Annotated in this window: 26 protein-coding genes and 1 tRNA gene; 16 read left to right on the top strand and 11 right to left on the bottom strand. The window is 64.8% G+C overall.

Annotated features, from left to right (window positions below):
- Positions 1-17: 17 nt before the first annotated feature.
- Positions 18-94 (top strand) — tRNA-Met (locus tag AWB76_RS13425).
- Between the two features lie 327 nt (positions 95-421).
- Here the strand turns inward: AWB76_RS13425 and rpsU are convergent.
- The 4 genes from rpsU to AWB76_RS13405 all read right to left on the bottom strand — a co-directional run bounded on the left by rpsU (position 422) and on the right by AWB76_RS13405 (position 2,321).
- Positions 422-634 (bottom strand): 30S ribosomal protein S21, encoded by a 213-nt coding sequence (gene rpsU, locus AWB76_RS13420; RefSeq protein ID WP_006999077.1) that lies wholly within the window; start codon positions 632-634, stop codon positions 422-424.
- 164 nt (positions 635-798) lie between these two features.
- Positions 799-1,107 carry a 2Fe-2S iron-sulfur cluster-binding protein gene (locus tag AWB76_RS13415; RefSeq protein WP_061160664.1) on the bottom strand — a complete coding sequence of 103 codons (309 nt, stop codon included), beginning with the start codon at positions 1,105-1,107 and terminating at the stop codon, positions 799-801.
- A 26-nt stretch (positions 1,108-1,133) separates the two neighbouring features.
- Positions 1,134-1,727 (bottom strand): IMPACT family protein, encoded by a 594-nt coding sequence (locus tag AWB76_RS13410; protein WP_061160597.1) that lies wholly within the window; start codon positions 1,725-1,727, stop codon positions 1,134-1,136.
- Between the two features lie 54 nt (positions 1,728-1,781).
- Entirely contained in the window at positions 1,782-2,321 is a 540-nt protein-coding gene (locus AWB76_RS13405) for a GNAT family N-acetyltransferase (protein WP_061160596.1), read from the bottom strand.
- Positions 2,322-2,594: 273 nt separating this feature from the next.
- Here AWB76_RS13405 and AWB76_RS13400 point away from each other — a divergent pair, with 273 nt between their 5' ends.
- The 13 genes from AWB76_RS13400 (at position 2,595) to AWB76_RS13340 (ending at position 16,451) form a co-directional block, all read left to right on the top strand.
- Complete coding sequence (locus tag AWB76_RS13400) at positions 2,595-4,181, top strand: EAL domain-containing protein (protein WP_061160595.1); 1,587 nt, start codon at positions 2,595-2,597, stop codon at positions 4,179-4,181.
- Positions 4,182-4,242: 61 nt separating this feature from the next.
- Positions 4,243-4,641, top strand: a complete 399-nt coding sequence (locus tag AWB76_RS13395) for a hypothetical protein (RefSeq protein WP_061160663.1) — start codon at positions 4,243-4,245, stop codon at positions 4,639-4,641.
- Positions 4,642-4,914: 273 nt separating this feature from the next.
- Complete coding sequence (locus AWB76_RS13390; RefSeq protein WP_061160594.1) at positions 4,915-5,604, top strand: ABC transporter permease; 690 nt, start codon at positions 4,915-4,917, stop codon at positions 5,602-5,604.
- A gap of 23 nt (positions 5,605-5,627) precedes the next feature.
- A complete protein-coding gene (locus tag AWB76_RS13385; protein WP_061160593.1) occupies positions 5,628-6,377 on the top strand; it encodes an ABC transporter permease in 750 nt (249 codons plus the stop codon).
- 21 nt (positions 6,378-6,398) lie between these two features.
- A complete protein-coding gene (locus tag AWB76_RS13380; RefSeq protein WP_061160592.1) occupies positions 6,399-7,226 on the top strand; it encodes an ABC transporter ATP-binding protein in 828 nt (275 codons plus the stop codon).
- A gap of 43 nt (positions 7,227-7,269) precedes the next feature.
- A complete protein-coding gene (locus AWB76_RS13375) occupies positions 7,270-8,241 on the top strand; it encodes a GlxA family transcriptional regulator (RefSeq protein WP_244173345.1) in 972 nt (323 codons plus the stop codon).
- Between the two features lie 115 nt (positions 8,242-8,356).
- Positions 8,357-9,583 (top strand): aspartate aminotransferase family protein, encoded by a 1,227-nt coding sequence (locus tag AWB76_RS13370; protein WP_061160662.1) that lies wholly within the window; start codon positions 8,357-8,359, stop codon positions 9,581-9,583.
- A gap of 16 nt (positions 9,584-9,599) precedes the next feature.
- Positions 9,600-10,646, top strand: a complete 1,047-nt coding sequence (gene aruF / locus AWB76_RS13365; RefSeq protein ID WP_061160661.1) for an arginine/ornithine succinyltransferase subunit alpha — start codon at positions 9,600-9,602, stop codon at positions 10,644-10,646.
- Positions 10,643-11,674, top strand: coding sequence for an arginine N-succinyltransferase (astA, locus tag AWB76_RS13360; RefSeq protein WP_061160590.1), 1,032 nt, complete (start codon positions 10,643-10,645; stop codon positions 11,672-11,674). The genes aruF and astA overlap by 4 nt, the downstream gene beginning before the upstream one ends.
- A gap of 11 nt (positions 11,675-11,685) precedes the next feature.
- Positions 11,686-13,158 (top strand): succinylglutamate-semialdehyde dehydrogenase, encoded by a 1,473-nt coding sequence (gene astD, locus AWB76_RS13355; RefSeq protein ID WP_061160589.1) that lies wholly within the window; start codon positions 11,686-11,688, stop codon positions 13,156-13,158.
- A 27-nt stretch (positions 13,159-13,185) separates the two neighbouring features.
- On the top strand, positions 13,186-14,526 hold the full coding sequence (gene astB, locus AWB76_RS13350) for an N-succinylarginine dihydrolase (protein ID WP_061160588.1): 1,341 nt from the start codon (positions 13,186-13,188) through the stop codon (positions 14,524-14,526).
- Entirely contained in the window at positions 14,510-15,526 is a 1,017-nt protein-coding gene (gene astE, locus AWB76_RS13345) for a succinylglutamate desuccinylase (RefSeq protein WP_061160587.1), read from the top strand. Before astB ends, astE begins: the two co-directional genes overlap by 17 nt.
- Before the next feature lie 124 nt (positions 15,527-15,650).
- Positions 15,651-16,451: an ABC transporter substrate-binding protein gene (locus tag AWB76_RS13340; protein ID WP_061160586.1), complete on the top strand. Its 801-nt coding sequence runs from the start codon at positions 15,651-15,653 to the stop codon at positions 16,449-16,451.
- A 65-nt stretch (positions 16,452-16,516) separates the two neighbouring features.
- Here AWB76_RS13340 and AWB76_RS13335 read toward each other — a convergent pair whose 3' ends face one another.
- From AWB76_RS13335 to AWB76_RS13320, 4 genes are read right to left on the bottom strand one after another with little or no spacing between them, the layout of a single operon-like run.
- On the bottom strand, positions 16,517-17,380 hold the full coding sequence (locus tag AWB76_RS13335) for an efflux RND transporter periplasmic adaptor subunit (protein WP_061160585.1): 864 nt from the start codon (positions 17,378-17,380) through the stop codon (positions 16,517-16,519).
- Between the two features lie 39 nt (positions 17,381-17,419).
- Positions 17,420-17,623, bottom strand: coding sequence for a DUF1656 domain-containing protein (locus AWB76_RS13330; protein WP_061160584.1), 204 nt, complete (start codon positions 17,621-17,623; stop codon positions 17,420-17,422).
- A complete protein-coding gene (locus tag AWB76_RS13325) occupies positions 17,610-19,802 on the bottom strand; it encodes an FUSC family protein (RefSeq protein ID WP_061160583.1) in 2,193 nt (730 codons plus the stop codon). Before AWB76_RS13325 ends, AWB76_RS13330 begins: the two co-directional genes overlap by 14 nt.
- Before the next feature lie 2 nt (positions 19,803-19,804).
- On the bottom strand, positions 19,805-21,319 hold the full coding sequence (locus AWB76_RS13320) for an efflux transporter outer membrane subunit (protein WP_061160582.1): 1,515 nt from the start codon (positions 21,317-21,319) through the stop codon (positions 19,805-19,807).
- A gap of 168 nt (positions 21,320-21,487) precedes the next feature.
- Here AWB76_RS13320 and AWB76_RS13315 point away from each other — a divergent pair, with 168 nt between their 5' ends.
- Positions 21,488-22,426, top strand: a complete 939-nt coding sequence (locus AWB76_RS13315; RefSeq protein WP_061160581.1) for a LysR family transcriptional regulator — start codon at positions 21,488-21,490, stop codon at positions 22,424-22,426.
- 124 nt (positions 22,427-22,550) lie between these two features.
- Complete coding sequence (locus AWB76_RS40875; protein ID WP_157696118.1) at positions 22,551-22,709, top strand: hypothetical protein; 159 nt, start codon at positions 22,551-22,553, stop codon at positions 22,707-22,709.
- Between the two features lie 18 nt (positions 22,710-22,727).
- Here the strand turns inward: AWB76_RS40875 and AWB76_RS13310 are convergent, their stop codons facing one another.
- The 3 genes from AWB76_RS13310 to AWB76_RS13300 form a co-directional block, all read right to left on the bottom strand.
- Positions 22,728-23,438 carry an SOS response-associated peptidase gene (locus tag AWB76_RS13310; RefSeq protein ID WP_061160580.1) on the bottom strand — a complete coding sequence of 237 codons (711 nt, stop codon included), beginning with the start codon at positions 23,436-23,438 and terminating at the stop codon, positions 22,728-22,730.
- A 62-nt stretch (positions 23,439-23,500) separates the two neighbouring features.
- Positions 23,501-24,304: a metallophosphoesterase gene (locus tag AWB76_RS13305; protein WP_061160579.1), complete on the bottom strand. Its 804-nt coding sequence runs from the start codon at positions 24,302-24,304 to the stop codon at positions 23,501-23,503.
- Entirely contained in the window at positions 24,301-25,755 is a 1,455-nt protein-coding gene (locus AWB76_RS13300; protein ID WP_061160578.1) for an FAD-binding oxidoreductase, read from the bottom strand. Before AWB76_RS13300 ends, AWB76_RS13305 begins: the two co-directional genes overlap by 4 nt.
- Positions 25,756-25,834: the final 79 nt, after the last annotated feature.

Here is a 25,834-nt window from a genome sequence, read left to right as displayed (position 1 = left end):
TAATCTAATTCTTCAGACGCGGGGTGGAGCAGTCTGGCAGCTCGTCGGGCTCATAACCCGAAGGTCGTAGGTTCAAATCCTACCCCCGCAACCAGTTTTCAAAAAGCAAAGAGCCCGGTTCAGCCGGGCTCTTTGCTTTTCTGCGCTTGTTTCTCTTCATTCCACTATTCCGATTTTTGATTCGGAATCAGCACAGTCGGGCATTCGCTTAAATAATCCAATCCCAAACACGAAAAGCCTGCATGAGCATTTACTCATGCAGGCTTTGTGCGATCTTGCCAGCTTCAATCGATTGGGGCGCAACGAAAGTGCGCGAATCCGCGATCTTTCACGCAACCTGCGCGCGAAACCGCGACCCGATCGATCTCAGGTTGCTATGCCGATCTTGCCCGGACAGACGAGGCGGGACGCCCCGCGTCGATCAATAGAACTTCTTCGGCAGTTGCGCGCGACGGATCTGCTTGCGCAGACGAGCAACAGCAGCAGCTTTCTTGCGCTTGCGCTCGGTGGTCGGCTTTTCATAAGCCATGCGCGACTTGAGCTCTTGAATCAGGCCCGTGCGTTCGACGGTACGGCGAAAACGACGCATGGCGACGTCGAAAGGCTCGTTCTCTTTCAACAGTACTTTAGTCATTGAAATCTCGGTTGATCTGGCCCTGCCAGAATTTAGGGCAAAACGCAATTGTACACTTTTTGAGAGTCACCCTGCACGCACTTTGTACGGAAGCATGCGCATGCGTACTCGGGAATCACATCGTAGGTCGTTGAATCGAGACGACAATCCCGACATACCCGAGTTCAGAAGCCGCGCGAGCGGGCAGGACGCGGATCGGGCGCGGCTTCGCGCGCGTCGGGCTGCCTGATCGTCACGTCGGAACGGGCGAGCGCGACGCACGGCAGGATCCAGCCTTCGGCCTTTTCCTCGGCGGTGAGTCCCGGCCATTCGATGCGATACGCAATCTCGCCGTCGACGAGCCGGCACAGGCACGCGCGGCACGTGCCGTTGCGGCAGGATCGCGGCAACGACAGTTTTGCCCGCAACGCGGCTTCGAGCAGCGTCTCGCCGTCCCTGACCGCGACGAAGTGCCCGGCAGGCTCGATGATCATCGCGAAGGCGCGTGTGTCGTCGTCGCTCACGCCTGAACCGCGATGCCCGCGCGGCCGTTGGTGAGATCGCGCAATTCGGCGGCCGCCGGTGCACGCGCGGTGGCGGCCATGCGCACGACGAGGCGCACGGTCATGCCGTATTCGCTCTGCACGAGTTCGGCATCGTGCTGTTCGATCCAGCGGCGCACGCGCGCTTCGTCGGCATAGTCGACTTCGATGGATATTGACCCGCGCTCGATGCGCTCGACGCGCTCGGCGAGTTGCATCGCGCTCGCGATCGCGTCGGTGTAGGCGCGCACGAGGCCGCCCGCGCCGAGCTTGATGCCGCCGTAGTAGCGCACGACCGCGGCCAGCACGCCGTCGACTTCGTGATGCCGCAGCACTTCGAGAATCGGCCGGCCGGCGGTGCCGGAGGGCTCGCCGTCGTCGGACATGCCGGACTGGCCGCCCGCGAGCAGCGCCCAGCAGACGTGCGTCGCCGCCGGATGTTCGGCGCGCAGGCGTTCGAGTTCGCGCATGGCTGCGTCGCGGTCCGCGACGGGAATCGCGAGCGCGATGAAGCGGCTCTTGCGGATGTCGATTTCAGTGCTGACGGAAGCGGCGAGGGTATACGTTGGCAAAGCGGTGAATGCACGTAAAGCAGATATCGAATCATAGCCGCTCGGCGCGGCCGGTCATGCCGCGACGTCCGAATTGCGCTTCAGCGCACGCTGCATGAGGACGGTGTCGACCCATCGTCCGTGCTTGAAGCCGACATCGCGCAATACGCCGACATGCTCGAAGCCGAGCCGCGCATGCAGCGCGATCGATCCCGCGTTGCCGCTGTTGCCGATCACCGCGATCATCTGCCGCCACGGTCCGCGTTCGCATCGCCCGATGAGCGCCGTGAGCAGCGCGAGGCCGATGCCGCGCCCGTGGAAGCCATCGGCGACATAGACCGAGTCTTCGATCGTATGCCGGTAAGCCGAACGCGGCCGATACGCCGACGCATACGCGTAGCCCGCGAGCCGTCCATCCAGCTCCGCGACGAGATAGGGCAGACCCGCACCCGCGATCGCCGCGTGGCGCGCGCGCATGTCGTCGGCGGAAGGCGCGATCTCTTCGAAGGTCGCCAACGCGTTTTCCACGTAATGCGAATAGATGTGCGCGATGGCGTCGAAATCGCCGGGCGCGGCGTCGCGCACGAGCGGTCGGGCGGAATCGTGTGAGGCCATGATTGTCGTTCGATGCAAGGAAAGCGCCGTTTCTGGTCTGTCCATTTTCGCACGGTGCACGGTCGGCAAAAAAAGCGCGCGCGGGCCGTGCGGAAGCCCACCAAAAGGGGATGCTTTTGGGGAAAGAATTCGTTGAACCGGGCGATGTGCGGCCCCTACACTAAGTCGTTTGTCCGAGACTCTCGCGGGCGCGGCGCAAGGCGGGCCGACGGCGCCGGGCAGGGAACAGAAAAACGCGCGCGACATGTCTCGCGCCGCGGTCAATAACACGCAATGAACAAAATTCAACGTGGGGCGCTGGCGGCGCTTCTGATCGTCATCGTGGTCATGGCGGCGCTGGCGCCGGCGGGGATCGGCTTTTTGTTCGCGCAGCGGAGCCAGCAGCATGACGAGGCCGAGCGCCTGAACACGGTCGCCGATGCCGCGCTCTTTCGCGCCGAGGACGTGACGCGCCGTCTTTCCGGCGCGCTCGGGGAGATCGGCAAAGTGGCGGCCGTGCCATGTTCGCCGCCGTATCTGAATGAGCTGCGGCGCATCGCGCTCACGCATCGGCAGGTGCGCGATGCCGGCGCCTACGATCGCGATGGCCGCTGGCAATGTTCCTCGCTGCTCGGCGCGGTGTCGGCGCGCGTGCTCGACGGCCTCACGCTGCCGCCGCCGGACTGGCGCTCGCGCGATGGCGTGATGGCCTGGTACGGCCTGTCGCGTCTGCCCGGCGGCAAGTCGTCGCTCGTGATGGGCCGCAACGGTTTCTATGTCGCCGCCGATCCATCGCTCTACGTCGACACGCTCAATGCCGGCGACGATGTCGCGAGCGGCGTCGCCATCATCAACACGGAAGTGAGCCGCGTGATCGCGACCACGCCCGCCACCGACGCCAACGCGATCCTCGCCGTCTATCGCACCGCGCCGCCCGTGCGCGACGACTCGCCGTACGTCGTGCGCCGTTCCGTGTCGATGCCGCTCGCGGTCGTCGTGAGCGCGCCGCATCAGACGCTGCGCCAGCGGCTGCGCACGCTGCCCTGGGGCTGGCTGCTCGGCGGCCTCGTGGCCGGGCTCGCGCTCGCGAGCTGGGCGGCGTTCTTCTTCGTGCGCCGGCTGTCGCCGCGCGGCCAGTTGAGCGACGCGGTGCGGCGGCATCAGTTCATCGTCGCGTATCAGCCGATCGTCGATCTCGCCACGCGGCGCTGCGTCGGCGCCGAAGCGCTCGTGCGCTGGAAGTATCAGGATCGAATCGTCCGGCCCGATCATTTCATTCCGCTCGCGGAGCACGGCGGCCTGATTCAGGCGATCACCGACCAGGTGCTCGACACCGTTCTGCTCGAACTCGGCGAATTCCTGAAGCGCTACCCGCAGTACTACGTATCGGTGAACCTGTCCGCGCCGGATCTCACGACGCACCGTTTTCTCGACGTGCTCGGTCCCGCGATCGCGCGACAGGGCGTGCGGCCGCAGCAGATCCACATCGAGGCGACCGAGCGCAGCTTTCTCGACGCCGATGCCGCCAAGGAAGTCATCAGCGCGTTCCGCGAAGCGGGTCACGCCGTCTATCTCGACGATTTCGGCACCGGTTTTTCGAGCCTTTCGCATCTGCAGAACTTCCGCATCGACGGTCTGAAGATCGACAAGTCTTTCGTCGATACGGTCGGGCAGGACGCGGCATCGAGCAGCGTCGCCTCGCACATCATCGACATGGCTGCGACGCTCGACGTGCAGGTGATCGCCGAAGGCATCGAGCACGAGGAGCAGGCCGCCTATCTGATCGCGCGCGGCGCGCAGTTCGGGCAGGGCTGGCTCTTTTCGGCGCCGCTGACTGCCGCGGACTTCATCCGCTATGCGGGCAAGACGCGCGGCGCTTGATCGGCCTCGAATCGTCCTTATCTAGGATGTTTCCTAACGAGGCACGATCATGAACCACCCGATGAACGATCAGACCGCCACCGCTTTTCTGCGCGACGTGCGGCATCCGCTGCTCGCCCTGCATCGCAGCGTGCTCGCGCATCTGCGCGCGCGTCACGAAGCCGAATTCGGGCCGGTGTCGCCGGGCGAGTTCCTGCAGATCGTGATCAACGGCTCGGCGTATCGCTGGCTCACGCCGTTGTCGACGCTGATCGCCGCCATCGACGATGTCCTCGACGACGAAGAAGCCACCGCCGACACGCGCATCGCGCACGCGAAGGCCGTCGTCGACATGTTCAGCGCCGGCACGCGCGATCCGGCGTTCGCCGAGCAGTTTCTGCCCTTGCTGCAGGACAGCCCGGACATCGCCGTGGCGAACGGGCAGGTTGCCCAGCGCGTGCGGAGCGTCGCGGGCGCGTGAAAGCACGCGGTGCGGTCTATCGAAAATGCGACCTGAAAAGCGCAATTTTCGTATGCCGCGCCTATGCGGGTTTTCCACTCTGTCGCGCCCCGGCAGCGTTGCACGGCGGGCGAACGGCCGCGCCGTTCACCATCTTGCTGATATGCTGCGTCGCAGCAAACACACTTCGCCACAATTGAGCGATTGATTTTCGCTTGCGAGTATCGCCGCCAATCGTCGGGGCGCGTCATCCAGCGCTCCGCTTCTTTCCACGAAAGACGATGGAGGCGACTCTTGATCCTGTACGGCTTCGGCCCGCTCCTTTGGGCGGGCGCCAAAGAGACGCTCGCGCTCGCGGTGCTGTCTCTGGCGGTATCGGTGCTGCTCGGCCTGGCCGGCGCATCCGCGAAACTCTCGCGTCACGCGCCGTTGCGCGGCATCGCGACCGCGTACACGACGCTCATCCGCTCGGTGCCCGATCTCGTGCTGATGCTCCTGCTCTTCTACAGCATCCAGATCGCGGTGAACAATCTCACCGACGCCTTCGGCTGGGCTCAGTTCGACATCGATCCATTTACGGCCGGCGTGCTCACGCTTGGCTTCATCTACGGCGCGTATTTCACCGAGACGTTTCGCGGCGCGTTTCTCGCGGTGCCGCGCGGGCAACTGGAAGCGGGCAGCGCGTACGGCATGAGCGGCATGCGCGTGTTCGGCCGGATTCTCTTTCCGCAGATGATGCGTTTCGCGCTGCCGGGCATCGGCAATAACTGGCAGGTGCTCGTGAAGGCGACGGCACTGGTGTCGATCATCGGTCTCGCGGATGTCGTCAAAGCCGCGCAGGACGCCGGCAAGAGCACGTTCAACATGTTCTTCTTCATCCTGATCGCGGCGCTGATCTATCTCGCGATCACGAGCGCCTCGAATCTCGTGCTGATGGCGCTGGAGCGCCGCTACTCGACCGGCGTGCGGCACGCCGAACTCTGACTTCTGCTAGCGAGCGACAAGCCATGATCCAGATCTTCGCCGAATACTGGCGCCCGTTCCTGTACTCCGACGGCATGCGCGCGTCGGGCCTCGTCGTCACGTTGTGGCTGCTCGTGGCGTCGATCGCGCTCGGTTTCTGCGCCGCCGTGCCGCTCGCCTGCGCGCGCGTGTCGCGCAACCGCTGGCTATCGACGCCCGTGCGCATCTATACGTACGTGTTTCGCGGCACGCCGCTCTACGTGCAACTGCTGTTGCTCTACACGGGCATGTACAGCCTGGAATTCGTGCGCTCGCAGTCATTGCTGGAAGCGTTCTTCAAGAGCGGTTTCAATTGCGCGATCCTCGCGTTCGCCCTGAACACCTGCGCCTACACGACGGAAATCTTCGCCGGCGCGATCCGCGGTATTGCCCACGGCGAAGTGGAAGCCGCGCGCGCCTACGGCATGAGCACGTTCACGATGTATCGCCGCGTGATCCTGCCGTCCGCGCTGCGGCGCGCCTTGCCTTTGTACAGCAACGAAGTGATCCTGATGCTGCACGCGACGACCGTCGCCTTCACGGCCACCGTGCCGGACATCCTGAAGGTCGCGCGCGATGCGAATTCGGCGACCTATCAGTCGTTCGAATCGTTCGGCATCGCGGCGCTGCTTTACGTGGCGATCTCGTTCGCGCTCGTCGCCGGGTTCCGGCGCGCCGAGCGGCGCTGGCTCGCTTATCTGCGGCCGGCGGGCGCCGAACGTACGACCCGCACGCCGCGCACGGCTCGCGCCTGACGAGCGGTAGAATCCGAACCCATGATAGAGATCGTGTCATCACCCGAGGAGAAAGCGTTGCAGCCAACCGCCAAAGACGTCGCGACCAAGCTCGTCGCCGAGGATATTCACAAGCGCTACGGCGACAACGAAGTGCTCAAGGGCGTCTCGCTCGCCGCCAAAGCGGGCGATGTGATCAGCATCATCGGCGCGAGCGGCTCGGGCAAGAGCACGTTTTTGCGCTGCATCAACTTTCTGGAGCGGCCGAACGCGGGGCAGATCATCGTCGATGGCGAAGCCGTGCGCACGAAGGCCGACAAGTCCGGCAATCTCGAAGTCGCGGATCACAAGCAGTTGCAGCGCGTGCGCACCAAGCTCGCGATGGTCTTCCAGCACTTCAACCTCTGGTCGCACATGACGGCCATCGAGAACGTGATGGAAGCGCCGCTGCACGTGCTCGGCATATCGAAGAAGGAAGCCGAGGACCGCGCGCGGGAGTATCTGGAGAAAGTGGGTTTGCCGCCGCGCGTCGAGAAGCAGTATCCGTCGCACCTGTCGGGCGGGCAGCAGCAGCGTGTCGCGATTGCGCGCGCGCTCGCGATGCATCCCGACGTCATGCTCTTCGACGAACCCACGTCCGCGCTCGATCCGGAACTCGTCGGCGAAGTGCTGAAAGTGATGCAGCGTCTCGCCGAAGAAGGGCGCACGATGATCGTCGTCACGCACGAGATGGGCTTCGCGCGCAACGTGTCGAATCACGTGATGTTCCTGCATCAGGGACGCACGGAGGAAGAGGGCGCGCCATCGGAAGTCCTGAGCGCGCCGAAGAGCGAGCGCCTGCGCCAGTTCCTGTCGGGCAGCCTCAAATAACGTGACGCTGCAAGTTGCGATCGTCGCGCTGCCGCCGGTGTCGATGAGCGGCATCGGGCCGATCATCGACAGTCTCTCGCTCGCCAACGAGATCGACGGGCATCGTCTCTACGAATGGCGCGTCTGTTCCTGGGACGGCCGTGCCGTGCCGCTCTCGGGCGGCGCGCAGCTTCCCGCCGATTGCGCCTTCAACGACGCCGTGCGCTGCGACTGGCTCATCGTCGTGTCGGAGCGCTATCAGCAGTTCGCGGATTATCGGCTCTTTCTCGCGAGCCTCGCGCGCGTCGCGCCGCGCACGCCGCTCGTGACGGGCATTCATCACGGCGTCTGGTGGCTCGCGATGGCCGGGCAGCTTTCGCAGTATCGCGTCGCGGTGAACTGGGAAACGTATCAGCAATTCACCGAGCAGTTCGAGCGCGCAATCGTCAGCCAGCAGATCTTCGAGATCGACCGCGACCGCGCTACCTGCACGGGCGGGCAGGCGAGCATCGACTTCATGCTCGCGATGATCGCGCGCGATCACGGCCCGGATCTCGCGGAACGCATCGCGGATTCGCTCGGCATCGGCAGCCTGCGCGCGGGCACGGAGCGCCAGCGCATTCCGTTCGTCACCGCGCCGGGCGAGCGCCATCCGCGTCTGAACGACGCGCTCCAGTTGATGGAAGCGAACATCGAAGATCCGCTCGCCACTGATGAAATCGCGAATCTCGTCGGCATCTCGCGCCGGCAACTGGAGCGGCTCTTTCGCCAGTATCTCGGCGCGATGCCGTCGAAGTATTACCTCAATCTGCGCCTGACGAAGGCGCGCACGCAGTTGCAGCGCACGAGCAAATCGGTGGTGCAGATCAGCCTCGCGTGCGGGTTTTCATCGGCGGCGCATTTTTCCAATGCGTATCGCGACCGCTTCGGCGTGACGCCGCGCGAGGAGCGCCGCAACTGGATCGAAAAGCAGCGCGGCGGCGCGATCGACGAACCGCGCGGCGGCGCGCTCATCGAGCCGCCGGACGCAGCATAAAGCTGCAAAAAAGCCCATCGAAGCATGTCGCGAACGCGCAAGACGGAACGCGTGCGATTGCCTAATATCGAAAGCATTGCAAGAACCGATGCACGAACCTGACGAGGAGTGGCTCATGACCGACATCAATGTGAATCGCGGTACGTTCGACGAAGTAATGGTTCCGGTATTCGCGCCGGCCAGTTTCGTGCCCGACCGGGGCCGCGGCTCGCGCGTATGGGACACCGAAGGCCGCGATTATGTCGATTTCGCCGGCGGCATCGCCGTGACGGCGCTCGGCCACGGCCATCCGGAATTGCTGAAAGTGCTGCACGAGCAGGGCGAAAAACTCTGGCACATCGGCAACGGCTATACGAATGCACCGGTGTTGCGCCTCGCGAAACGCCTGACCGATCTCACTTTCGCCGACCGCGCGTTCTTCGCGAACTCGGGCGCGGAAGCGAACGAAGCGGCGCTGAAGCTCGCGCGCCGCTATGCGATCGACAATCACGGCGACGACAAGATCGAGATCATCTCGTTCACGCAATCGTTCCACGGACGCACTTTCTTCACGGTGAGCGTCGGCGGTCAGCCGAAGTACGCCGAAGGCTTCGGTCCGCAGCCGCAGGGCATCCGTCATCTGCCGTACAACGATCTGCCGAAGGCGCTCGAAGCCATCGGCCCGAAGACGTGCGCGGTGATCGTCGAGCCGGTGCAGGGCGAAGGCGGCGTGCTGCCCGCCGATCCCGCGTTCCTGAAGGGCTTGCGCGAAGCCTGCGACAGGCACGGCGCGCTCCTGATTTTCGATGAGGTGCAGACGGGCGTCGGCCGCACGGGCACGTTCTACGCGTACATGCAGTACGGCGTGACGCCCGATATCCTCACGAGCGCGAAGGCACTGGGCAACGGTTTTCCCATCGGCGTGATGTTGACGACCAACGACATCGCCGCGCACTTCAAGGTCGGCGTGCATGGCACGACATACGGCGGCAATCCGCTGGGCGCGTCGATCGCGGAGAAGGTCGTCGAACTGATCAGCGATCCGAAGGTTCTCGAAGGCGTGAACGAGCGCAGCGAGGCGATCAAGGCGCATCTGGAGCGCATCAACGAGCGCTTCGGCATGTTCAGGGAGATTCGCGGACGCGGTCTTCTGATCGGCGCCGAACTGAACGACAGCTACAAGGATCGCGCGAAGGACGTGCTCAATGCCGCGGCCGCGAACGGCGTCATCATGCTGATCGCGGGGCCAAACGTGCTGCGCTTCGCGCCGTCGCTCATCATGCCGATGGCCGATCTCGACGAAGGCTTCGCGCGCATCGAGAAGGCGATCGAGCAGGTCGTCGGCACGGCTGCCGTCAAGTAATCGACAGGACCCGATGATGCTATTCGTCCGTCCCGCAAGACTCTCCGATCTCGACGAGCTCGAGCGCATGGCACGCGCGGCGCTTCCCGTGCTGCACTCGCTGCCGCGCGACCGGCGCGCGCTGGAAACGCGCGTCGCGTTGTCGGAAGACTCGTTTCGCGCCGAAGTGGAATTTCCCGGCGAGGAGTTCTATCTCTTCGTGCTCGAAGATTCGCAGACGGGGAGGTTGCTCGGCTCGTCGAGCATCGTCGCGTCGGCGGGATACTCCGAGCCGTTCTACGCGTTTCGCAACGACGCGCTGATTCACGCGTCGCGCGAACTCAAGGTGAATCGCAAGATTCACGCGCTCACGATGTCGCACGAACTGACGGGCAAGAGCCGTCTGACGGGTTTTTATATCGATCCGTCGTTGCGCGACGAAGCGAACGAAGCGGCGGCACATCTGCTGTCGCGCGCGCGCATGATCTACATCGCGACGAACCGCAAGCGCTTTTCGAGCGAAGTCTTCTCGCTGATGCTCGGCGTGACCGACGCCGCCGGCGCGTCGCCGTTCTGGGATGCGGTCGGCCGCAAGTTCTTCGGCCGCGACTTCGAGCAGGTCGAAGCGGAATCGGGCGGGCGCAGCCGCACGTTCATCGCGGAAGTGATGCCGAGCTATCCGCTCTACGTGCCGCTGCTTCCGGGCGAAGCGCAGCGCGTATTGGGCGAGCCGAACGGCAGCACGCTGCTTGCGTATGACATTCATCTCGAAGAAGGTTTCGAACCGGATCGTTACGTCGATATTTTCGATGCAGGCCCGGTGCTGACGATCGCCGTCGACAAGAGCGCATCGGCCGGTTCTGGGGAGTTGCGCTCGGTGCGCGATGCCGCCGCCGAAACCGGCACGCCGTATCTCGTCGCGGCGGGCGGCGCGCACGAATTCCGCTGCATCGTCGCGCCACTGACGGGCACGCGCGCCGATGGCGCCGCATTGAGCGCGGCCGCGCGCGCGGCGCTCGGCGTGGAAGACAAGGACACGGTGCGTTGCGTGCCGTTGCATCAGGCATCGGGAGAATTGCAATGATCGTCGTGCGTTGCACGCAGCCGGGCGATGTCGACGCGCTCGTCGCGCTCGCCCAGGAAACAGGCCCCGGACTCACCACGTTCAAGCCGGATCGCGGCGCGCTCGCGGCCCGTGTCGAACGCGCGCGCCGCACGCTCAAGGGCGACGCGCAAGCCTTCGAGGCCGGTTATTTCTTCGTCATGGAAGACACCGCGACCGGCGACGTCGCGGGCGTGTGCGGCATCGAAACGGAAGTCGGGCTGGAGCAGCCGTTCTACAACTATCGCGTCTCGACGGTCGTGCACGCGAGTCAGGACATGGGCGTCTGGACGCGCATGTCGCTGCTCAACATCTCGCACGATCTGACCGGTTACGCCGAAGTGTGTTCGCTGTTCCTGAGTCCCCGTTATCGCACGGCGGGCGTGGGCGGTTTGCTGTCGCGTTCGCGCTTCATGTTCATCGCACAGTTCACGGATCGCTTTCCGCAGCGCTTGTGCGCGGAATTGCGCGGCCACTTCGACGAAAACGGCGAGTCGCCGTTCTGGAACGCGGTCGGCTCGCACTTCTATCAGATCGATTTCAACGAAGCGGATTACCTCAGCTCGCACGGCAAGAAGTCGTTCGTCGCGGAGCTGATGCCGCGTTATCCGGTCTATCTCGATCTGCTGCCCGATACCGCGCAACAGGCAGTTGGCGTCACGCACAAGGACACCGCGCCCGCGCGCAAGATGCTCGAAGCGGAAGGGCTGCGTTACGAGAATCACGTCGATATCTTCGACGCCGGCCCGGTGCTCGAATGCCACATCGCGGACTTGCGCACGGTGCGCGAGAGCGTAATCGCGCGCGTGCGTATCGGCGATCGGCCCGGGACGGACAGCGACGCGAAGAGCCTCGTCTCAAACACCTTGCTCGAAGACTTCCGTTGCGGCGCGACGACCGGCGCGGTCGAGAACGGCGCGTTCCTGTTGACGGCGGACGAAGCCGCCGCCTTGCGCGTGAAGGAAGGCGACAACGTGCGCGTGCTCACTTCGACGCCGCGCACCAGATAAGAGAAAACGACATGGATATTTCGAACCAGTTGTATATCGGCGGTGACTGGCAGGACGGAAAGGGCGCGGCGTTCGCATCGCGCAATCCGGGCACCGATGAAACCGTGTGGCAAGGCAAGAGCGCGGCCCCCGAGGACGTGGATCGCGCGGTGGCCTCGGCGCGGCGCGCGTTCGCGTCGTGGTCGGCGATTTCGTTCGATGAACGCGTCGCCATCGCGAAACGCTTCGCCGCGTTGCTCAACGAGAACAAGGAAGCGCTCGCGGCGCAGATCGGCCGCGAGACCGGCAAGCCGCTGTGGGAAGCGCGCACGGAAGTGGCGTCGATGGCCGCAAAGGTCGATATCTCCGTGCAGGCGTATCACGAGCGCACCGGCGAAAAGCGCGCGCCGATGGCCGATGGCGTCGCGGTGCTGCGACATCGTCCGCATGGCGTCGTCGCCGTGTTCGGGCCGTATAACTTTCCGGGACATCTGCCGAACGGGCATATCGTGCCGGCGCTGATCGCGGGCAATGCGGTCGTGTTCAAGCCGTCCGAACTCGCGCCGGGCGTGGCCGCCGCGACCGTCGCGCTGTGGGTTCAGGCCGGACTGCCCGCGGGCGTGCTCAATCTCGTGCAGGGCGAGAAGGATACGGGCGTCGCGCTCGCGAATCATCGGCAGATCGACGGGCTGTTCTTCACCGGAAGCTCGGACACGGGCACGCTGCTGCACAAGCAGTTCGGCGGCCGGCCCGAGATCGTGCTCGCGCTGGAGATGGGCGGCAACAATCCGCTCGTTGTCGCGAACGTCGAAGATGTCGATGCCGCCGTGCATCACGCGATCCAGTCGGCATTTCTGTCGGCGGGCCAGCGTTGCACGTGCGCGCGGCGTCTGTTCGTTCCCGACGATGCCAATGGCGAGCGTTTCATGCAGCGGTTCGTCGAGGTGAGCGCGAATATCCGCGTCGGCACATTCGACGACGAACCGCAGCCCTACATGGGCGCCGTGATCTCGGCGCGCGCGGCGGCACGTCTCGTCGATGCGCAGACGCGTCTGATCGAATCCGGCGCGAAGGCCGCGCTCGAAATGAAGCAGCGCGCGGCCAATCTCGGCTTCGTCTCGCCCGCGATTCTCGACGTGACGAACGCGCGCGACGTCCCCGACGAAGAACATTTCGGCCCGATGGTGCAGGTCACGCGCTACAAGACATTCGATGAAGCCATCGAGCGCGCGAACGACACCGCCTACGGCCTGTCCGCCGGCCTGCTCGCCGACGACGAATCCGCCTGGGAGCACTTCCAGCGCACCATCCGCGCGGGCATCGTCAACTGGAACCGGCCGACCAACGGCGCATCGTCGGCGGCGCCGTTCGGCGGCATCGGGCGTTCGGGCAATCAGCGGCCGAGTGCGTACTACGCGGCGGACTATTGCTCGTATCCGATGGCATCGGTGGAAAGCGCGCAATTGCAGATGCCGGCGAGCGTGTCGCCGGGGCTCACGTTTTAGGTCACGTTTCAAACAGCGGGAATGACTATGTTTGCAACCGAAGCGAACTTCGACGGGCTGGTCGGCCCGACGCACAACTACGCGGGACTCTCGTTCGGCAACGTCGCGTCGCGCAACAACGAGAAATCGGTGGCGAATCCGAAGGCCGCCGCGAAGCAGGGCTTGCGCAAGATGAAGCAGCTGGCGGATCTCGGCTTTCATCAGGGCGTGCTGCCGCCGCTCGAACGCCCGTCAATCAAACTGTTGCGCTCTGTCGGCTTTTCCGGCGACGACGCCAGCGTGATCGCGCGCGCGGCGCGTGAAGCACCGGAGCTGCTCGCGGCGGCGAGTTCGGCATCGGCGATGTGGACCGCGAATGCGGCGACCGTGAGTCCGTCGGCGGATACGGCCGACGGCCGCGTGCATTTCACGCCCGCGAATCTCGCCGCCAAGCTGCATCGCGCGATCGAGCATGGCGAAACGCGCCGCACGCTCGCCGCGATCTTCGCCGATGAAGCCCGCTTTCGCATCCATCACGCGCTGCCTGGCACGCCCGCGCTCGGCGACGAAGGCGCGGCGAACCACACGCGTTTTGCGCGCGAGTACGGCGCGAAGGGCGTCGAGTTCTTCGTGTACGGACGCAGCGAGTACGGCCAGGGTCCGCAGCCGCAGCGTTATCCCGCGCGTCAGACGCTCGAAGCGAGCCGCGCGGTCGCGCGCCTGCACGGCTTGTCCGACGATGCGACCGTGTTCGCGCAGCAATCGCCCGATGTGATCGATGCAGGCGTGTTCCACAACGACGTGATCGCGGTCGGCAATCGCACGACGCTCTTTTGCCACGAGCGCGCGTTCGTCGACCAGCACAAGGTTTACGACGAACTCCGCGCGAAGCTCGCGGCGCACGGTACGCCGTTCGAGGCGCTCGAAGTGCCGGACAGCGAAGTGAGCGTGGAGGATGCGGTTTCGTCGTATCTCTTCAACAGCCAGTTGCTCTCGGGCGCGGACGGCAGGCAACGGCTCGTCGTGCCGCAGGAATGCCGCGAGAACGCGCGCGTGGCCGCGTATCTGGATTCGCTCGCATCGCGCAAGACGCCGATCGACGAAGTGCTCGTCTTCGATTTGCGCGAGAGCATGAAGAACGGCGGCGGCCCGGCGTGCCTGCGTCTGCGCGTCGTGCTGAATGATGCCGAGCGTGCTGCCGTGAACCCGCGCGTCTGGATCGACGATGCGCTCTTCGCGCAACTCGATGCGTGGATCGACCGGCATTATCGCGACCGTCTCGCGCCCGCCGATCTCGCCGATCCGACGCTGCTCGCCGAATCGCGCGCCGCGCTCGACGAGCTGACGACCCTTCTCGGACTCGGTGCCGTCTATGACTTCCAGCGCTGATTCATCCTTGCTCGACGACTTTCTCGCTTTTACGCTCGCGGGCAGTCGTCCCACGGCGCACGCGGGCACGGCGCCTTCCGGCGTGCGATGGACGTGGCAAGGCGAAGGCGTGCTGCTGCTCGAACCCGCGCGCGAGGCGGCGCATAGCGTGCTCGCATCGGCGGGCATTCATGGCGATGAAACCGCGCCGATCGAAATGCTGTCCTCGCTCGTCGCGGATATCGCGAATGGCCGCGCGCCGCTCGTCGCACGCATGCTCGTGATCCTCGGCAATATCGACGCGATGCGTGCGGCCGATCGCTATATCGACGACGATCTGAATCGCCTGTTCAGCGGCCGTCACGCGAGTTTGCCCGGCAGCCGCGAGGCAGCGCGCGCAGCCGAGCTGGAGCGCGCGGCGCTTGCCTTTTTCGATGACGTCGCGCAGCCGAAGTGGCATATCGACATGCACACGGCGATCCGGGCGTCGGTGTTCGAGCAGTTCGCGTTGCTGCCGCACACGGGCGCGCCGCTCGCCCGCGCGATGTTCGACTGGCTGCGCGATGCGCGTCTGCAAGCGGTGCTGCTGCATCGCGAGAAGGCGAACACCTTCACGCATTTCACGGCCGTGGCGGCGGGCGCGCTCGCGTGCACGCTCGAACTCGGCAAGGTTCGCCCGTTCGGGCAGAACGATCTCGCGCGTTTCGCCGCATCGGATGCGGCATTGCGCCGCCTGATCGCAGGCGAGGCGGCCCGCGACACCGCGCCGCTGCGCGTGTTCACCGTAGTGGCGCAAATCGACAAGCAAAGCGAGCACTTCGTGCTGAACGTGGCGAGCGATGTGCCGAACTTCACCGCGTTCCCGGCCGGCACCGAACTCGCGCACGATGGCGATTACCGATATCGCGTGTCGCACGATGAAGAGCGCATCGTGTTTCCGAATCCGAAAGTGAAGCCCGGTCTGCGCGCCGGTCTGATGGTCGTCGATACGACCGATTCGACGCTCGCCTCCCTCGATTGACCGGCATCGGCTGGCCGGCGTCACTTCCCGAAGCACTGCGGGCTTGCGTGCGCCACGCGCTACAATCGCGCCCCGGTGTCGGATCATCACACCCGAATTGAACCGCAATGGAAGGAGATGGAAGTTGAAGAAATCGCATCTGATCGGTCGCAAGCTCGCCACACTCGCGGTGCTGGGCGCCGCTGTCCTCACGAACGCGTACGCCGCCGATGACATGAAGCAACTGCGTTTCGGCGTCGAAGCGTCCTACGCGCCGTTCGAATCGAAGTCGCCGGCGGGCGAGCTGCAGGGCTTCGATATCGACATCGGCAATGCGGTCTGCGCGAAGCTGAAGATGAAGTGCGTGTGGGTCGAGAATTCGTTCGATGGCCTGATTCCCGCGTTGCAGGCGCGCAAGTTCGACGCGATCAACTCGGACATGACGATCACCGACAAGCGCAAGGTCGCCATCGACTTCACCGATCCGATCTACACGATCCCGAATCAGCTGATTGCGAAGAAGGGCAGCGCGATCCAGCCGACCGTCGACGGTCTGAAGGGCAAACGCGTCGGCGTGCTGCAGGGCTCGATCCAGGAGACCTACGCGAAGGCGAAATGGGCGACTGCGGGCATCGATGTCGAGTCGTATCAGGCGCAGGATCAGATCTATGCGGATCTGGCGTCGGGCCGTCTGGATGCGGCGTTTCAGGATGCCGAAGCGGCGTCGAAGGGCTTTCTGAAGCAGCCGCAGGGCGCGGGTTTCGCGTTCGCGGGTCCGGCCGTGGCCGATGACAAGCTGCTGGGTTCGGGCGTGGGCTTCGGCGTGCGCAAGAACGACAAGGCGCTGAAGGATGCGGTGAATCGCGCGCTCAAGGAACTGAAGGATGAGGGGACGATCGACCGCTTCGCGCAGAAGTATTTCGATGTGAAGGTCGTGCTGAAGTAAGGCTTCGACCCTGCCTGATGTGAAAAGCCCGCTCGGGAGGGAATCCGGAGCGGGCTTTTTTTCCGTCACATCGACGGCGTGACGATCACCGTCGCCGTCGTCCCCGCACTCAGTAGAACCCCCTCCGGCACCTCATCGATATGCACGCGCACCGGCACGCGTTGCGCGAGCCGCACCCAGTTGAAGGTCGGGTTCACGTCCGCGAGCAGTTCGCGGCTTTGCGGATTGTCGCGGTCATAGATGCCGCGCGAAATGCTCTCGACGTGCCCCTTCAGCTCGCCGCCGCTCATCAAACGAATCGACGCCTTGTCGCCGATACGCACATGCGGCAGCTTCGTTTCCTCGAAATAGCCGTACACCCAGAACGAGTGACTATCGACGATCGCGAGCTTGGCCGCGCCCGCCGTCGCGTAGTCGCCGCGAAACACGTTCAGATTCGTGACGTAGCCATCCACCGGCGAAAAGACCTTGGTGCGTTCGAGATTGAGCTTCGCGGCATCGAGCGCGGCCTGCGCCTGTTGCAGTTGCGCTTGCGCGGTCGATGCCGTCTGCATCGCGTTTTCGCGCGCTTCCTTCGACACGACCTGGCTGTCCATGTCGGCGCGGCGCGCGGCATCCGCACGACGCATGCGCAACTCGGCCACGCGCGCCGAGACGTTCGCCTCCGCCTGCTCGACCGCGATCTGATAATGCGACGGATCGATCTCCATCAGCAGGTCGCCTTTCTTCACGAACTGGTTGTCGCGAACCGGCAACTGCACGACCGCGCCCGACACGTCCGGCGCCACGTTGACGACATCGGCGCGCACGCGGCCATCGCGTGTCCACGGCTCGTCCATGTAGTGCACCCACAGCACGCGTCCGATGACGAGCGCGACCGCGAAAATGGCGATCGTCAAAACCAGTCCGATGATTTTCCTGAGAATCATGATGCAACTCTTATTCAGCGTGTATGAAGGTGATGCCGCTCAGCGATACGCAACGAGCCCGAGCGTCCCGCAAATGCAGACGAGCAGACTCGCGCGAAAGAGCGCCGGATGCCAGACCACGCGATAAAGCCCGGTCAGCGCGAGCACGCGGTCGACGACCCACGTGATCATCGCGCCGGCGATGAAGAGCAGCAGAATCGTCGGCACATAGGCTTCGAGGATCGCGACGTTACGCGGGAACATGATTCGCTCCTTCGGGCGTGTGTGTCTGAACGGGCGCGAATTGCGCGAACGGTGATTCGTGATCGAGCAGCGCGGTACGAACGAAATGCAGATGACTCGCGATGCGCTGCAGCCGATGCCTGTCCTCGCGCGGCGGATCGAGCCGCGCGAGCAGATCCTGCGTATCGGCGATCGCGCGTTCGGTCACGGCGAGCGCGGCGTCGAAACGCTGCGCCTTCGGGCGATCGAAGAGACGCGCGACGGCATCGAGCGTCGCATCGATGCAGCGGCGCCACGGCATCGACGCCGCATAAGCCGGCCCGCCCGGCAGCGCCGCGATCTCGCGACGCAAGTCGATCACCGCATTGCCGAATTCGAGTACCGCGAAAAGCCACTGCAGCGCGTCGCGTTGCAAATCGGGGCGGCCGGTCGCGAGCGCGTTGATCTGCGCGAGCAGGTCGCGCGTGCGGCTCTCGAAGTGCGTCGTGAGACTTGCGAGACGTCCACGGCGCGCGTTCACGACTTCGCGCCGCAGATCGCCGAGGAGCAATCGACGCAGCCACGGCGCATCGGTCGGCAGCAGCACGGCGAACGCGATCGCCGCGACGATCATCGACAGCACGAGCGCGAGCGCATCGTTCATGAAGCCGGTCGGATCGTAGTGCACGAGATTGTCCGGGCCCGCGAGAAAGCAGAAGAAGATGCAATAGCCGATGCCCACGCCGGCCAGCGCGCGCCGCGTGCTCAGATACGCGCCGAGCAACAGCGCGGGCGCGAGCGCGGCGCACATCATCGCGAAACCCTCGATATGCGGAAACACGCCGAACACGACGATCATGCCGCTGACGGTCGCGAGCATCGTGCCGAGCGCCATTTGCGCCGACATGAGCGTGGGGCGCGGCGATGACGACGCGAGCGCGCACACGGCCGCCGCGTTGAGGACCATCGTGCCGCCGCTCGGCCACGCGGTCTCGATCCAGAACGCGGAGAGCACGAACATCACGACCGCGCCGCGCAAGCCGGAAATGGCCGCTGCGAGCATGTTGGTCTTCGGCACGTAGCGCGCGATCCAGTGCTCGCGTTCATGCGACGGCGATGTCAGCGACGCATAGGTTTCGGCATACGCGAGCATGTCGTCGACGAAGCGATACAGCAGCTCCGTGGCCGTATCGAACTCCAGTTGCGCGAAGTCCGGATTCGCTTCGAGTGCCGCGCGCACCGCGCGCACGCGCTTCGGCAATGCCGCCTTGTGGTCGCGCAATTGCGCGGCGGCGTGCGCGGCATCGGCGGCGTTTCTGACCGGCTCGCCCGATACCGAAAAGAGCGGCGGCACTTCGCGAAAGAACGGCTCGAGCGCGTCGATGGTCGTCGCCGATGCGGTCTCGCGCAGCCGGTTCATCAACTGATGCAGCGCGTGAAAGCGCGTCGACGCGCTCATGAACTCGCTGTTCAGGCGCGCGAGCCGTCCGCCGCGCATGCGCGATTCGGGATTCTCGAACACGGCGACACTGCGCGCCGCCTCGAACCCGACGATATCCGACACGAACGCGAGATTGGTCCGCTCGATCTGCGCGCGCTCCATCTTGCCCGACAGCGCGCGGCACACGTAATCGACGAACTGCGTGAAGCGGCGGCGCACCGTCGTGCGAACCTGCTCGCCCGCATGCTGCGGAAAGATGAGCGCGCTCACCGCGCCGGAACACACGATGCCGAGCGTCACTTCGCCGACCCGCGTAAGCGCCGACAGATACGCGGCCTCGGGATGCTGCGCCGCCGGAATCCCGATCAGCGCCGCCGTGTAGCCCGCGAGCACGAAACCGTACGAGCGGAAATTGCGGTTGCGCGCCGCGCCCGCGGTGCAGATGCCGACCCAAAGCGCCGTCGCCGAGAGAAACAGCACCGGCTGCTGCGAGAACAGGCTGATGAGAATCATCATCACGACGAGGCCGACCATCGTCCCGCAGAAACGATAGAAGCTCTTCGCGAGCACCATGCCGCTTTGCGGCTGCATCACGACGAACACGGTGGTCATCGCGGTGCGCGGCTGCGCCATGTCGAGGCGCATCGCGATCCACAGCGACAGCAGCGCCGCGAGCACGGCCTTGACGATATAGACCCACGCGAGGCCGTCGGTGCGCGCCCAGTCGAGGAAGGCTTGCCTGAGCGACTGACGTTCGATGAGAGAAGCGGGCGTCGACATGCTCAGTCTCGCTGCGCTTTCGCGAACGGCCCGATGTGCTGCGACGGCGCGAGCGCGGACGGTTGCGGCCCGTTCGACGGATCGTCGATGCCGCCGCCGAGCGCCGACGTGAGGGTCGCGTACGAGGCGAGCCGCTGCGCGCGCACGCGTGCCTGGCCGTCCTGCGCCTTGAGCAACTGCGTTTGCGCGATGAGCACGTTCAGATAATCGGTGAGGCCGCGTTTATAGCCTGCGTTCGCGAGATCGTAGTTCTTGCGCGCGGCGGCGACGGATCGGCCCGACGCGTCGAGCTGCGTATCGAGCGAATGCACGCGCACGACCTGATCGGCGATGTCCTTGAGCGCGGCGACGAGCGTCGCGTTGTAATGATCGACGGCCTGATCGTAGCGCGCCGACGCCGCGCCGAGCTGCGCGCGCAGACGTCCGCCTTCGAAGATCGGCAGCGAGATCGCGGGGCCGAAGCTGTAGCCGGATGCATCGCGTGTGAGGAAGGAGAGCAGCGCGCCGCCCGCGAACGCCTGCGTTAGCGACGCCGCCAGATTGATGTTCGGATAGAAACCGGCCTTCGCGACGTCGATGCCGCGCGCCTCGCCCGCCACCATCCAGCGCGCCGCAACGATATCCGGCCGATGTCCGACGAGTTCCGCCGGCAGCGCGGAGGGCAGCGGCAGCGGCGTCGCGAGCGACAACTCGGGGCGCGTGAGCGCTTCGCCCGCGCCGGGGCCGTCGCCGGCGAGCGCGGCCAGTTGATGGCGCGCGAGCTGGATTTCTTCCTTGTAGACATCGACCTGACGTTCGTACTCGGGCAACGGCGTTTCGGCCTGACTCACTTCGAGTTGCGTGCCGAGACCGCCTTTCAACCGCCGCCGCGCGAGATCGGCGATGCGCTCCTGCTGCGCGAGCGTCTCCTGCGCGATATCGAGCAGCGCGAACGACTGCGAAAAACCGATGTATGCGCGCACGACGTTCGCCTCGAGTTCGAGCTGCGCGGCGCGGGCATCGGCGGCGCGCACATGGGCGACATCGAGCGCGCGCTCGGCGTTGTTGTCGTCGCGGTGCCAGAGGTCGAGGTTGTAGGAGAGCGAGAGGGCGGCGGTGTTGTCCCAGGTCGTCGTGTCGGCGTACGGGCCCGGGCCGTAGAAATCGTTGTTGGGCCAGTTCTTGCGGGAGATGCTCATCGCGCCGTCGACGTGCGGCAGAAGCTCGGAGCGCGCGACGCCCGCCTGTTGCTGCGCCTCGCGCACGCGCGCCGCGGCCATCGCGAGCGTGGGGCTGCCGGCGGTCGCGCGGGCGATCCACGCGTCGAGCTGCGGGTCGCGATAAGCGCGCCACCATTGCGCGTCGGGCCATTGGGCTTCGGCGTTGGCGGCGCGGATGGCGCTGCCGGCATCGAGCGTCGATGCATCCTTGAGCGAATCCTGCGGCGCGATCTTGCCCATGCTCGCGCATCCGGCAATTGTTAATAGCGCTGTAAGAACGGCGGCATAAGCAGCGCTTCTGGACACTCGCCCTCGCACGATTCACTCCTAAAATTGAACTAGATTCCAGGAAGTGATTATATTTTTGCGGAGATTGTCGAATAACCCGTAAGGATGCAAAGCATTCTTACGGACAATGTGATAATCGTTGTTGCCTGACGTGTAACAATTCGATCCACAAACAGTTCTTCAAGACGGAAAAGCGCCATGGACACGCTGCAAAACATGCGCGTATTTGTGCGGGTCGTGGAAGCGGGCAGCTTCACGGCGGCCGCCCAACATCTCAATACGACGACGGCTTACGCATCGCGGGCGGTATCGGACCTCGAAGCGCATCTGCGCGCGCGCTTGCTGAATCGCACGACGCGGCGCATCGCGCTCACGGAAGCCGGCGAGCGTTATTTGCAACGCTGCGAGCAGATCCTCGCCTATGTCGATCAGGCGGAAGCGGAGGCGGGCGACGCGCACGCGCGGCCGTCCGGCAAGCTCAAGGTCCATTCGATGACGAGCTTCGGCCAGCACTACGTCGTGCCGATGATCTCGCGCTATCAGCAGCGCCATCCGTCGGTGCAGGTCGATCTGACGCTCGCGCAGCGCGTGCCGGATCTGCTCGACGAAGGCTACGACGTGTCGGTCGTGCTTGCGTCGGAACTGCCGGACTCCGGTCTCGTGTCGGCGCGCCTCGGCTCGGTGTACAGCATCGCGTGCGCGTCGCCGGCTTATATCGAGCAACATGGCGCGCCGCACGTGCTCTCCGATCTCGTGCGCCACACCTGTCTGCATCTGATGACGCCGGTGTTCCCGCCGGACCGCTGGGTTTTCGACGGCCCGAACGGACAGGAGACGGTGAGCCTCGGCCCGTCGACGTTCACGGTGAATGTCGCCGAAGCGATGGTCGCCGCGATCCGCGAGAGCATGGGCATCGGCGTGCTGCCGACATCGTCCGCGCTGCCGGGCTTGCGCGCGGGCACGCTCGTACGCGTGCTGCCGCAATACACGATGCAGGAGCTGAACGTGTACGCGCTCTATCCGTCGCGCCAGTATCTCGACGCGAAAATCCGCACATGGGTCGAGTTCCTGCGCGAGGCGTTGCCCGATACGCTCGCGGCGGACGCGGAATCGCTGAAGGAGTTCGTTGCCGCGTGAAGGTGTCGGGCCGTGCGTTCAGTTACGAAAAAAGCTGCGGCGCAACACTTGCTTACTCACGACTTGTCCTTAGCTTGATAACTTCAGCACGTGTTCTCTCGCATCTTTTACCGGGATAAGTCACATGAGTACGCCTCTTTTGCTTGCACTCGCCGCGCTGATGGTGCTGATCGCCGTTCCGGCGTCGCGCGATCTTTTCAACGCCATGCGCGCCCAGTCGGAGCGCAACGCGAAACGGCGTCTGGTGCCGGTGCGTATCGACGACGATCGTCCACGGCGCTGATCCCGCCTCACCCGGCGTTCAGAGCGACGTTTCCAGCGGCTCGATGAGTCGTGGCTCGTCGTTCGTTGCGCGGTTCACATCGGTCGACACGCGATGCCACGCGAAGTGCGACGCCGGCACGCCATCCGACTTGACGAGCGCGGCTAGATCTTCGGGCGATGCATCCGGATCGAGCCAGCGCCGTGCGACGTTGGGCGCGAACACGAGCGGGCGTCGGTCGTGCACATCGACGAGTCCTTCGTCCGCCGCAGCCGTCACGATGACGAAGCCCGCGCCCGGCACGGCGGCGTCATCGTCGCGCATGATGCTCGTGAGCGCGGCGAGATACATCGGCTCGCCGTCCGCGCGCTGAATGAAATAGGGCTGCTTGAAAGGCTTCGCGGCCGGGTCGTCGGGGCGCGGCTCGATGCGCCATTCGAACCAGCCATCGGCGGGCACGAGAATGCGCGCCTTCTTCCACAGATGCTTGAAATACGCGCTCGTCGCCGCCGTCTCGACGCGCGCGTTGATGGTCTGCGGCAGCTTCTTCTGGATCGCCCACGGCGGGCAATAGCCCCAATGCACCGCGCGAATGGTTTCGTCGGGATAGACGGCGAGCGGATGCGTGCCGGGCGACAGGTTATAGCCGGGACGCCTGTCGGCGGCATCGACGAGCACGAACGGATTGCGCAGATGCAGGCGTTGCGCGTAATGCATCGGCAGTCGGTACTGGCTGATTCGGCCGCACATGGCGTTCCTCCGCAAAGTCCAACACGGTTCCGGGCTTCTTTACCGGCGCGTTTATCAACGCTTCAGATTTCCACGACCTTGTCCCACGCGAAATCCGGATTCTCCCACCGTTGCTCGCGCCGGCTGAAATAGCCGCGCGGATTGCACACGACGCGCGTGCCGTTCACTTCGTAATCGAACGACGTATGCGTGTGCCCGTGAATCCACAGCGAAGCGGGCGCGCGTGCCAGCGCCGGCAAATGATTCACGAAGCCCGCCGACACGAGATCTTCCGCATAGCGCGGCGCGAGGCTCTGGCGCATCGGCGCGTGATGCGTGACGACGATCGTCTGCCCCGCGAACGGCTTCGCGAGTTCGCTTTCGAGCCATGCGCGCGACTGTTCGTGCAGCGCGAGGGAATCGTCGGGTGCGAATTCGCGCGGTTCGCCGTCCGGCTCGGGCCACGCAAGCTGAATGAGGCCTTTGTAGTCGAGCATCACTTTCGTGCACGCCGCTTTGGCGTTCTCGATTTCCGCGTCTGCGGAGCCGAAGAGCGCGAAGTCGGTCCAGAGCGTCGTGCCGAGCACGCGCCACGCGCCGCGCCGATCCACCAGCGACGCGTTGTTCAGATAGTGCACGTTGTCGACGCTGCGGGCGGCGTCCTGCATGGCCGCTTCCATCGCGCCGAATTCGGCGTCGTAATACTCGTGATTGCCGGGCACGTAGATCACAGGCACGTCGGAATCGAAGTTCTCCGCCGCCCAGCGCAGGCCTTCGGCATGGTTATGAATGTCGCCCGCGAGCACGACGAGATCGGCCTCGGCGTAGGGAATCGCCAACGGCTCGTCGCATTCGAGATGCAGGTCCGAGAGCACGCGAATCTTCATGCGATGTTCTCCTTCGCGGGCGTGCCGTTCCAGCGCACGACCTTGCCGGGATTCATCAGGTTATCCGGATCGAGCGCGGCCTTGATCGTCTGCATGAGCCGTACTTCGACTGGCGACTTGTAGTGCATCGCTTCATCCACTTTCAACTGGCCGATGCCGTGCTCCGCGCTGATGCTGCCGCGATGCCGGTGCACCTGGTCGTACACGAGCGCATTGATCGGCGTCTGGAATTCGTCGAGAAAGCGCTTTGCATCGACGCCTTCGGGCGCCTGCACGTTGTAGTGCAGGTTGCCGTCGCCGAGATGGCCGAAGGTGACCATGCGCACGCCGGGCACCGTTTTCGCGATGATTGCATCCGTTTCTTCGATGAACCGGCCGATGCTGGAAATGGGCACCGCGATGTCGTGCTTGATGTTCAGGCCTTCCTCCGCCTGCGCGAGCGGGATGTGTTCGCGCAATCCCCAGAAAGCCTGCGACTGCGCGAGATTTTCCGCAACGACGGCGTTTTCGACGATGCCTTTTTCAAGCGCTTCTTCCATCAGCCGCTCGAAGAGGGCGCGGGCGTGCTCGGCGCTTTCGCTATCGGAGAGTTCGAGCAGCACGGTTTGCGCGTGCGGCTCGCCGAACGGATAGCGCAGTTGCGGGAAGTGTTTGCCGACGAGCCGCATCGAGAAATCCGACATCAGCTCGAAGCCGGTCAAGAGCGCGCCCGCGTGATGCTGCGCCAGCGAGAGAAAATCGAGCGCGGCGTGCGGCGACGCGAGTCCGGCCAGCGCGGTGACTTCCGCGACCGGCGCGGGATGCAGCTTCATGACCGCAGCCGTGATGATGCCGAGCGTGCCTTCCGCGCCGATGAACAGATCGCGCAGATCGTAGCCGGTGTTGTCCTTGCGCAGTCCGCGCAGACCGTCCCAGATTTCCCCCTGCGGCGTCACGACTTCGAGGCCGAGACACAGTTCACGCGTGTTGCCGTAGCGCAGCACGCCGGTGCCGCCCGCGTTCGTCGACAGATTGCCGCCGATCGTGCAACTGCCTTCGGCGGCGAGGCTCAGCGGGAACAGCCGTTGCGCGCCATCGGCTCGCGCCTGAATGTCGGCGAGCACGACGCCCGCTTCGACGGTGATGGTGTTGTTATGTGTATCGACGTCGCGAATGCGATTGAGCCGTTTCAGGCTGATGACCGCCTGCGCGCCGCTCGCATCGGGTGTCGCGCCGCCGACCAAACCGGTATTGCCGCCCTGCGGAACGATCGCGATGCGATGTTCGCGCGCAAGCCGCACGATCGCCGCGACCTGCGTGGTATCCGCGGGCAGCAGCACGGCGCACGCTTCGCCGCGATAGCGCTTGCGCCAGTCGACGAGATAAGGCTCGGTGTCGTGGGCATCGGTGAGAACGTGCGATGCGCCGAGAGCGTTGGCGCAGGCGGCGATGAAAGCTTGAGTTGCGGTCATGGACAGATTGGCAAGAATTCCGGTGGGGCGTAGTGCACAGTATCGCGCAGGGCGGCGGCGCGCGATCGTCGGCCGAATG

It is taken from the genome of Caballeronia temeraria (assembly GCF_001544795.2).
GTDB lineage: Bacteria > Pseudomonadota > Gammaproteobacteria > Burkholderiales > Burkholderiaceae > Caballeronia > Caballeronia temeraria.
The sequence above is the reverse complement of the archived record's forward strand: the minus strand, read 5'-3'. Positions and strand labels throughout refer to the sequence as shown.

What these genes read in the sequence shown, in the direction of transcription:
- rpsU (WP_006999077.1), bottom strand. Translation starts at nt 634, where the DNA reads ATGACTAAAGTACTGTTGAAAGAGAACGAGCCTTTCGACGTCGCCATG.
- AWB76_RS13415 (WP_061160664.1), bottom strand. Translation starts at nt 1,107, where the DNA reads ATGATCATCGAGCCTGCCGGGCACTTCGTCGCGGTCAGGGACGGCGAG.
- AWB76_RS13405 (WP_061160596.1), bottom strand. Translation starts at nt 2,321, where the DNA reads ATGGCCTCACACGATTCCGCCCGACCGCTCGTGCGCGACGCCGCGCCC.
- AWB76_RS13400 (WP_061160595.1), top strand. Translation starts at nt 2,595, where the DNA reads ATGAACAAAATTCAACGTGGGGCGCTGGCGGCGCTTCTGATCGTCATC.
- AWB76_RS13395 (WP_061160663.1), top strand. Translation starts at nt 4,243, where the DNA reads ATGAACGATCAGACCGCCACCGCTTTTCTGCGCGACGTGCGGCATCCG.
- AWB76_RS13385 (WP_061160593.1), top strand. Translation starts at nt 5,628, where the DNA reads ATGATCCAGATCTTCGCCGAATACTGGCGCCCGTTCCTGTACTCCGAC.
- AWB76_RS13380 (WP_061160592.1), top strand. Translation starts at nt 6,399, where the DNA reads ATGATAGAGATCGTGTCATCACCCGAGGAGAAAGCGTTGCAGCCAACC.
- AWB76_RS13375 (WP_244173345.1), top strand. Translation starts at nt 7,270, where the DNA reads ATGAGCGGCATCGGGCCGATCATCGACAGTCTCTCGCTCGCCAACGAG.
- AWB76_RS13370 (WP_061160662.1), top strand. Translation starts at nt 8,357, where the DNA reads ATGACCGACATCAATGTGAATCGCGGTACGTTCGACGAAGTAATGGTT.
- aruF (WP_061160661.1), top strand. Translation starts at nt 9,600, where the DNA reads ATGCTATTCGTCCGTCCCGCAAGACTCTCCGATCTCGACGAGCTCGAG.
- astA (WP_061160590.1), top strand. Translation starts at nt 10,643, where the DNA reads ATGATCGTCGTGCGTTGCACGCAGCCGGGCGATGTCGACGCGCTCGTC.
- astD (WP_061160589.1), top strand. Translation starts at nt 11,686, where the DNA reads ATGGATATTTCGAACCAGTTGTATATCGGCGGTGACTGGCAGGACGGA.
- astB (WP_061160588.1), top strand. Translation starts at nt 13,186, where the DNA reads ATGTTTGCAACCGAAGCGAACTTCGACGGGCTGGTCGGCCCGACGCAC.
- astE (WP_061160587.1), top strand. Translation starts at nt 14,510, where the DNA reads ATGACTTCCAGCGCTGATTCATCCTTGCTCGACGACTTTCTCGCTTTT.
- AWB76_RS13335 (WP_061160585.1), bottom strand. Translation starts at nt 17,380, where the DNA reads ATGATTCTCAGGAAAATCATCGGACTGGTTTTGACGATCGCCATTTTC.
- AWB76_RS13330 (WP_061160584.1), bottom strand. Translation starts at nt 17,623, where the DNA reads ATGTTCCCGCGTAACGTCGCGATCCTCGAAGCCTATGTGCCGACGATT.
- AWB76_RS13325 (WP_061160583.1), bottom strand. Translation starts at nt 19,802, where the DNA reads ATGTCGACGCCCGCTTCTCTCATCGAACGTCAGTCGCTCAGGCAAGCC.
- AWB76_RS13315 (WP_061160581.1), top strand. Translation starts at nt 21,488, where the DNA reads ATGGACACGCTGCAAAACATGCGCGTATTTGTGCGGGTCGTGGAAGCG.
- AWB76_RS40875 (WP_157696118.1), top strand. Translation starts at nt 22,551, where the DNA reads ATGAGTACGCCTCTTTTGCTTGCACTCGCCGCGCTGATGGTGCTGATC.
- AWB76_RS13310 (WP_061160580.1), bottom strand. Translation starts at nt 23,438, where the DNA reads ATGTGCGGCCGAATCAGCCAGTACCGACTGCCGATGCATTACGCGCAA.
- AWB76_RS13305 (WP_061160579.1), bottom strand. Translation starts at nt 24,304, where the DNA reads ATGAAGATTCGCGTGCTCTCGGACCTGCATCTCGAATGCGACGAGCCG.
- AWB76_RS13300 (WP_061160578.1), bottom strand. Translation starts at nt 25,755, where the DNA reads ATGACCGCAACTCAAGCTTTCATCGCCGCCTGCGCCAACGCTCTCGGC.